Annotated in this window: 8 protein-coding genes; 5 read left to right on the top strand and 3 right to left on the bottom strand. The window is 67.1% G+C overall.

Annotated features, from left to right (window positions below):
* Nucleotides 1–313: 313 nt before the first annotated feature.
* Nucleotides 314–694: a carboxypeptidase-like regulatory domain-containing protein gene (locus tag VIM19_10540; protein ID HEY5185321.1), complete on the top strand. Its 381-nt coding sequence runs from the start codon at nt 314–316 to the stop codon at nt 692–694.
* Between the two features lie 177 nt (nt 695–871).
* Here the strand turns inward: VIM19_10540 and VIM19_10535 are convergent, their stop codons facing one another.
* Together VIM19_10535 and VIM19_10530 are read right to left on the bottom strand one after the other, a co-directional pair.
* Nucleotides 872–1,231, bottom strand: coding sequence for a YciI family protein (locus VIM19_10535; GenBank protein HEY5185320.1), 360 nt, complete (start codon nt 1,229–1,231; stop codon nt 872–874).
* Nucleotides 1,232–1,462: 231 nt separating this feature from the next.
* Entirely contained in the window at nt 1,463–1,891 is a 429-nt protein-coding gene (locus VIM19_10530; GenBank protein HEY5185319.1) for a GNAT family N-acetyltransferase, read from the bottom strand.
* A gap of 518 nt (nt 1,892–2,409) precedes the next feature.
* Here VIM19_10530 and VIM19_10525 point away from each other — a divergent pair.
* From VIM19_10525 to VIM19_10510, 4 genes are all read left to right on the top strand, one after another.
* Entirely contained in the window at nt 2,410–3,579 is a 1,170-nt protein-coding gene (locus VIM19_10525; protein HEY5185318.1) for an IS110 family transposase, read from the top strand.
* 75 nt (nt 3,580–3,654) lie between these two features.
* Nucleotides 3,655–4,977: a DUF1254 domain-containing protein gene (locus VIM19_10520; GenBank protein HEY5185317.1), complete on the top strand. Its 1,323-nt coding sequence runs from the start codon at nt 3,655–3,657 to the stop codon at nt 4,975–4,977.
* A 273-nt stretch (nt 4,978–5,250) separates the two neighbouring features.
* A complete protein-coding gene (locus VIM19_10515; GenBank protein HEY5185316.1) occupies nt 5,251–5,508 on the top strand; it encodes a hypothetical protein in 258 nt (85 codons plus the stop codon).
* Between the two features lie 93 nt (nt 5,509–5,601).
* Nucleotides 5,602–5,982: a VOC family protein gene (locus tag VIM19_10510; GenBank protein ID HEY5185315.1), complete on the top strand. Its 381-nt coding sequence runs from the start codon at nt 5,602–5,604 to the stop codon at nt 5,980–5,982.
* A 152-nt stretch (nt 5,983–6,134) separates the two neighbouring features.
* Here the strand turns inward: VIM19_10510 and VIM19_10505 are convergent.
* Nucleotides 6,135–6,384, bottom strand: a 250-nt coding sequence (locus tag VIM19_10505) for a hypothetical protein (GenBank protein ID HEY5185314.1), incomplete at its 5' end; no start/stop codon positions are given.

Genomic DNA, 6,384 nt, shown 5'->3' with positions numbered 1-6,384 from the left:
ACCTGCGACCTCTGGGTTATGAGCGACGGTGCCTGGATGTCTGTGGACACTCACCTACAGCAGTGGAACGACGTCTGCGCAGGTCAACGACCCGCACCGTCGCTCAACGTCCAGCCGCGTCCTGCATCGTCCACTCCGCCGATGTTGACCATCGGTTGACCGCGTCGAGAGCTCGCTCGGCTCTGACGGGGAACCGAGATTCGCGTCGTGAAGCTCCGATCGCTAGCGGCACTTCGCGTGCGTACAGGGAACCGGTCATTCTCGCGTTGCGTCTGACGGTCGGACACACTGAGCGCGAGGGAAGGTCGACATCGTGGCTACCAAGTCGGCCGCAGCGATCGCGCTGATTCTCAGCCTCACCGCGTGCTCTCACCCGGGCGGACCAACCGGCACGACGCCTGCGTCCGCAACCGATGCGGCGACGAACGGCACACTGACCGGCCTGGTGCGGTTGTATGGCGGCCCCATGGACCAGACGGGGAAGCAGGCTCTCAACGGTTCACCAGGAGCTCACTGGACGGTCAAGGTGCTGTCAGGATCCCAGACCGTCGCCGAAGGCAAGAGCGATGCGGCTGGCAAGTTCCGGTTCAACCTCGCCCCCGGGCGGTACACACTCGAGTGCGGGGGAGCGCCGAGCGTGGTCGTAGTGGCCGGGCAAACGGTGTCCGTCGACTGCGACGTCCCCGTCCCGTAGGAGCCGGAGTCGTCGGCAGGGATGCCATCGCCAGCATCTGAGCGAGCGTTATCGGCATCACTTACTGAGCGAGCACCGTCAGCGAAACGCACACTGCAGGAAGGCGCGGCGCTGCGGCCCGCTACACGTGTGGTGAATGCTGGTGAGGCGGACCGGGCGGCTGCCTCACCGACGAGGTCACGCGGTTTGCGGGTTCGGCTTGAAGCGGCGGACCTCCTGGGGCCAGCCGCACGCTTCCGCGACCTTGCCCGCCCACATCTTGGCGGCTTCATCATCGACGACGTCCACCACGGTGAGGCCGCCGAGCCACTCCTTGGTCTCGATGAAGGGTCCGTCCGTGATCAGCAACTCTCCGCTGGTGGCGTCAGCGCTGAAAGCCGTGTCGAGTTCCTCCTCAAGCCCGCCGCCAAACACGTAGACGCCCGCCGCCTTCATCTCTTCCACGACCGCCCTGGCGAGCGGCCCGCGCGGGCGGAACCACTCCTCCGTGTGGTCGCCCACCCACTGCTGGTTGAAGTAGATGAGGTACTCGGCCATGGCATCTCCACCTGCCCTGGCGGACCGGGTGTCCGCCTTCACGCCCTGCACGAACGGCGAGAGGCGAAATCGACACGATATCCGCCCGACACGGCATGTCACGAAGCGAGTCGTGCGGTGCTCACGGTCATCCCTCAGCGAGCGAGGCACTTCGCGTGCACGCTGAGCGGCACGGTGTCGGCAGGTCGCGGGGCTGTCGCTACAGGGATTGTCGCGTGCCCGTCGCCGAGATCACAGCGCGCGTTGGAGGAGGGTCACCGCCGGGCAGGGTTCTGGCGGCTGGTGGCAACCGACCTCAACGAACCCGTGGGCACGGTAGTAGGCGCGCAGTCTGGTGTTGGACTCGACGCAGTCCAGTCGGAGCACGACCGCGCCGCGGTTCCGGCCCCGATCGCCGGCCCAGTCCAGCAGTTCGTGGCCGACGCCCCTCCCCGCGACCGCGCGGTGGACCATAAGCCCATGCACGTACACCGCCGCCGTGGCGTCGGGGCCCCAGAACGGATCTAGGTCGAGGACCCGCAACGCGGCGGCGACCCCCACCCGGCGGTCGCGGACCAGGTGCCACTGACCGGCCGCGATCTGGCCTCTGACGTCGGAGAGTTTGACCTCGCCGCGTTCCCACTGTCGGATCCGCTGCTCGGCCAGCCAGTCCTCGATCACGTGACGCAGACCTAGGATCGCCGCCGCGTCTCCAGCGCCCGCTACCTCAACCGCCAACCCCACCCGGACACGGTGCCACAGGGACGTGGCGTTCCCCCACGTGTAGCGGCCACGCCGCCCGCGAACGTGTGCGGACTTGCCGTCCTCGCGCGAACGCCGGATCAGCATCTCAGCAGGCGAGCCCGAATGCCGGCTATTACTCTCCCTGTCCGAGCTGAGATCGGATCTTCACTAGGCCAATCGGGTGTGGGCCCGTCAGCCGGCGGAGCTGTTAGGCGAGACCGCCCAATATCCGGCTACTTGAGACTTCTCGGCAGCCCGGGGCCTTGCGCGAGGCTTCGGGTCAGGTGCCGGCGGGTCGCTCGCGAACCGGCTGCCCGGCCTTCGGGTCGTGGCTCGCGAATGGCCTGCGATCCCGTCCGGCACCGTCCTCGGGGAGTGGCTCGAGAGAGGACTGCGCAGCCCGAAGTAGCAATGCCCTCCCCGGTTCTTCGTCGGTCGAGTTCTGGGAGGTCAGGGTGGTTGCACGGTCGGTGGTGAAGATCGCGGTCGACCCGCACAAGCGGATCAACGCGGTGGTCGTGGTCGATACGTCGGGGTCGGTGCTGGCACGCGGCACGTTCACCCAGTCGACGACCGGGTTCGCCGAGCTGATGGGCTTCGCTCGGCGCTGGCCGCGCCGGGAGTGGGCGGTCGAGGGTGCGACCGGGGTCGGGAAGAACCTCGCCCAGCGGCTGGTGGTCAAGGGCGAGACGGTCTTCGATGTGCCGAGCAAGAAGTCCTCACTGGTGCGGGCGTTCTCCGCCACGTCGGGCCGCAAGAGCGACGACGTGGATGCCTACTCCGTGGCCCTGGCCTGCTTGCATGCGACCGGGTTGAACCAGGTCCGCGTCGACGAGCGCGCGGAGACGCTGCGGTTGCTGTCGCACCGTCGTGACGAACTCGTCGGGTCGCGGACCCAGGCGGTCTGCCGGCTGCACAGAGAGCTGCAGATCCTCATCGCTGGTGGCGCTTCTCGGGCGTTGACCGCTGCGAAGGCCAAGGCGCTGCTGGCCTCGGTGCGGCCCCGCGACGAGGTGGGGAAGGTCCGCAAGTCGCTGGCCCTGGACCAGCTGGCGGACCTGGTCGCGATCGACCGGCGGCTCAAGGACATCGACGCCCAGATCAAGACCGTGGTCGCCGAGACCCACACCAGCGTGACCGAGGTGCGCGGGGTCGGACCCGTCGTCGCGGCGATCGTGCTCGGCGAGGTCCGCGACATCTCCCGGTTCCCCAGCAAGCACCACTTCGCGTCCTACAACGGCTCCGCACCCACCACCTGGGGATCCGCCGGCGACGCCCGCCCGTGCGTGAACCTGCACGGCAACCGGCGGCTCAACCACGCCCTGCACATCGCCGCGATCGTCCAGCTCCGATACGACTGCGAAGGCCGGCGCTACTACCTACGCAAGATCGCCGAAGGCAAGACCCCGAAGGAAGCCCGGCGCTGCCTGAAGCGACGCATCAGTGACGCGATCTACCACCAGCTCGCCGCCGACGCCCAGGCAGCCGAGCGGGGCCCGAGAGGGCAGATGGGGGCGATTACGAAGATCAGCGCGGCCGACCCAACCCCGACGGTCGACTCTTCGATCAAGCCACAGCCCGGACCCCACACGAAGGGTAGTCCCGCCGCGGCTCGCGCCTCTTGACAACAGAGAGGTGCCATGTTGTGCGGTCGCCGGGGCTACGGTCGTCGTACGCGGTCGTGGAACCAGGAGGGTGATATGGACGTGTCAGCCATGCGGGCGGTTGCCAAGGAGGCGTACATCTACGGCTATCCGATGGTGGATGGCTACCGGGTGCAGTACGCGTACTTCGAGGACAGGTCCAACCCGGAGTTCAAGGCACCGTGGAACCACCTGCTGAACGTCCCTCGTGTGTACACGGCGGAGGACCGGGCGATTGTGTCGCCGAACTCGGACACGCCCTACTCCATGGTGGGGATGGACCTGCGGGCTGAGCCGGTCGTGCTGACCGTGCCCCCGGTCGATGCCGGGCGCTACTTCAGCATCCAGTTGATCGACGCATACACACACAACTTCGACTACATCGGCAGTCGCACCACTGGTAACGGTGGCGGCAGCTACATGGTCGCCGGGCCGGGATGGGACGGGGATCTGCCTGCTGGGATCAAGAAGGTCTTCCGGTCCGAGACTCAGTTCGCGATGGCGGTCTACCGGACGCAGTTGTTCAACTCCGATGACCTGGACAACGTCAAGGCCGTCCAGGCCGGATACCGGGCACAGACCCTGGCCGCGTTCTTGGGTGAGCCCGCACCCGCCCCCGCGCCCCCGGTGGGGTTCGTGGAGCCCCTCACGCCCGAGACCCAGAAGACCTCGCTGCGCTTCTTCACCATCCTGAGTTTCATCCTCGGGTTCTGCCCGACCCACCCGTCCGAGGTCGACCTTCGGGCCCGGTTCGCCGAGGCCGGGTTCGACGGCGGCACGCTCTTCGACCCCGACAGCCTCGCCCCCGAAGCGCGCGACGCCATGGAGCAGGGCATAGCGGACGCGTGGGCTGAGTTCGCCGCCTTCAAAGCAGAGCAGATGGACACCAAGAAGGTCACTGTCGGTGACATCTTCGGGACGCGGGAGTACCTGGACAACAACTACCTGTATCGGATGACCGCCGGTGTGCTCGGCCTGTACGGCAACTCCAAACACGAGGCGATGTACCCCTTCTACGGCGTCGACTCCGATGGTCAGCCACTCACCGGAGCATCCCGGTACGCGCTGCGTTTCGCGCCGGGACAGCTACCTCCCGTCCACGCGTTCTGGTCGCTGACGATGTACGAACTGCCCGAGAGTCTCCTCGTGGCCAACTCGCTGAACCGTTACCTGATCAACTCTCCGATGCTGCCGCACCTGAAGCATGACCCGGACGGCGGTCTCACACTGCACCTGCAACATGAGACACCTGGCCCGGGCGATGAAGCCAACTGGCTGCCGGCCCCAGCCGGACCATTCATGACAGCCCTTCGGCTGTACTGGCCGAAGGAAGAGGCAACAAGCGGCACCTGGAAGGAGCCACCGCTCCAGCGGCTCTGAGGCCGCACCGACGTGCCGTTCTCGCTCGCTAGTCGCCCGATGCGGGAGCGTTCGGTCCAGGAGGCTTGGGGTCCGGCGGGGTGACCATCGGGCCGCCGCTCGTGTAGCCACCGACGAGGCGAGGGATCTGCCCCGGATCGGCCCCATCGGGGAGCCGAGGGGTTCGCCTCCACGGCCACCGCCAACGCATGAACTCATGGTGACACGCCACGGGTGAGCCGAACCGAAGATGCTGCCTCGGTTCCAGAGTCGAGCTCAGGCATTCTGACGGGCATGACAGACCTTGGGGATGCGGCTCGACCAACCTCGTGGTCGCGCGTGATCGTGATGGCGGTCTATGACGACCCCCGCCGTGATCCCACCGTCTCCGCTTGGCACGCCCTGTGGGAAGGCGAGGTCGATCCAACTCAGCCGTTGGGCGAGTTCGACGGAACCCGCGAGGACGCGATCGCGTGGGCACGTTCACGCAAGCCGTCCGAGATCCTCGTGTTCGACCCTGAGACCGGCAAGTTGAGTCCGACCGATCTCTGAATCTGACCGCGCATACGTGCCGCTAAGGGGCGGGTCTCGAGAACGAGACTTCGCTTCAGTTCACCTTTGACATAGGTTCGGTACCGTTCGGCTGTGAGCGGGAGCCCCTGGGCGAGGCTGGTAGCGGTATCGCTGGATTGCTCCGAGCCGCAACGACTCGCGGCCTTCTACCTGGGTCTGCTAGGTGGGCGACAGTTGTGGGCCAAGGAGTCCTCCGCTGGCATCGAGGTCTTGGGCGCTGTACTCGTGGCGCAACGGGTCGAGGGATACAGGCCACCGGTGTGGCCGGGGAAGTCGATCGTTCACCTGGACCTCACCGCCGACGACATCGACGTAGCAGCGGAACGTGCTGTTGGGCTCGGCGCAACGTGGCCGGAGCAACCTGACCCCCGCTGGCGCGTCCTGCTCGACCCTGCCGGCCATCCGTTCTGTCTGACGCCCTTCACCCCGGACATGGTGGCGCTTCCCTCCTGAGCCGAACCGATGTGCCGATCATGTGCGGGTCGCAGTTCGGGCGCGGCGCCCCGGCCGGTTGTGTTCGCTGGCCGGGGCGCCGGTGAGGGTGTTTCGCTGCGCTGCAGGCCGGGCAGGGTCGGGGTGACCTCAGGCTGGATCTGGGCGGCGGGTCAGCCCCTGAAGTCCAGCACCTGCTCGGGCAGTGTCATGCCGTCGGTGAGGTCGAGGCCGTGCACGGAGCGCAGGTGTGCACGGAACCAGACATCGAACGGCTCCTGGGACGTGGCGATCCCCAGCAGGGCGTTGGCGAGGTCGGGTGACTCGATGAGCACGATCGCGACATCGCCGGTGGGGGTGTCTTGGATCCAGACCGACTCGTGGGTGATGGCGTGCTGTCGGCGGGATGCGGCGTGCTGGTCG

Source organism: Actinomycetes bacterium, assembly GCA_036510875.1.
In the GTDB taxonomy this organism is placed as follows: Bacteria; Actinomycetota; Actinomycetes; order Prado026; family Prado026; genus DATCDE01.
The sequence above is the reverse complement of the archived record's forward strand: the minus strand, read 5'-3'. Positions and strand labels throughout refer to the sequence as shown.

Coding starts and splice junctions, on each gene's coding strand:
- VIM19_10535 (HEY5185320.1), bottom strand. CDS start 1,231: ATGGCCGAGTACCTCATCTACTTCAACCAGCAGTGGGTGGGCGACCAC.
- VIM19_10520 (HEY5185317.1), top strand. CDS start 3,655: ATGGACGTGTCAGCCATGCGGGCGGTTGCCAAGGAGGCGTACATCTAC.
- VIM19_10515 (HEY5185316.1), top strand. CDS start 5,251: ATGACAGACCTTGGGGATGCGGCTCGACCAACCTCGTGGTCGCGCGTG.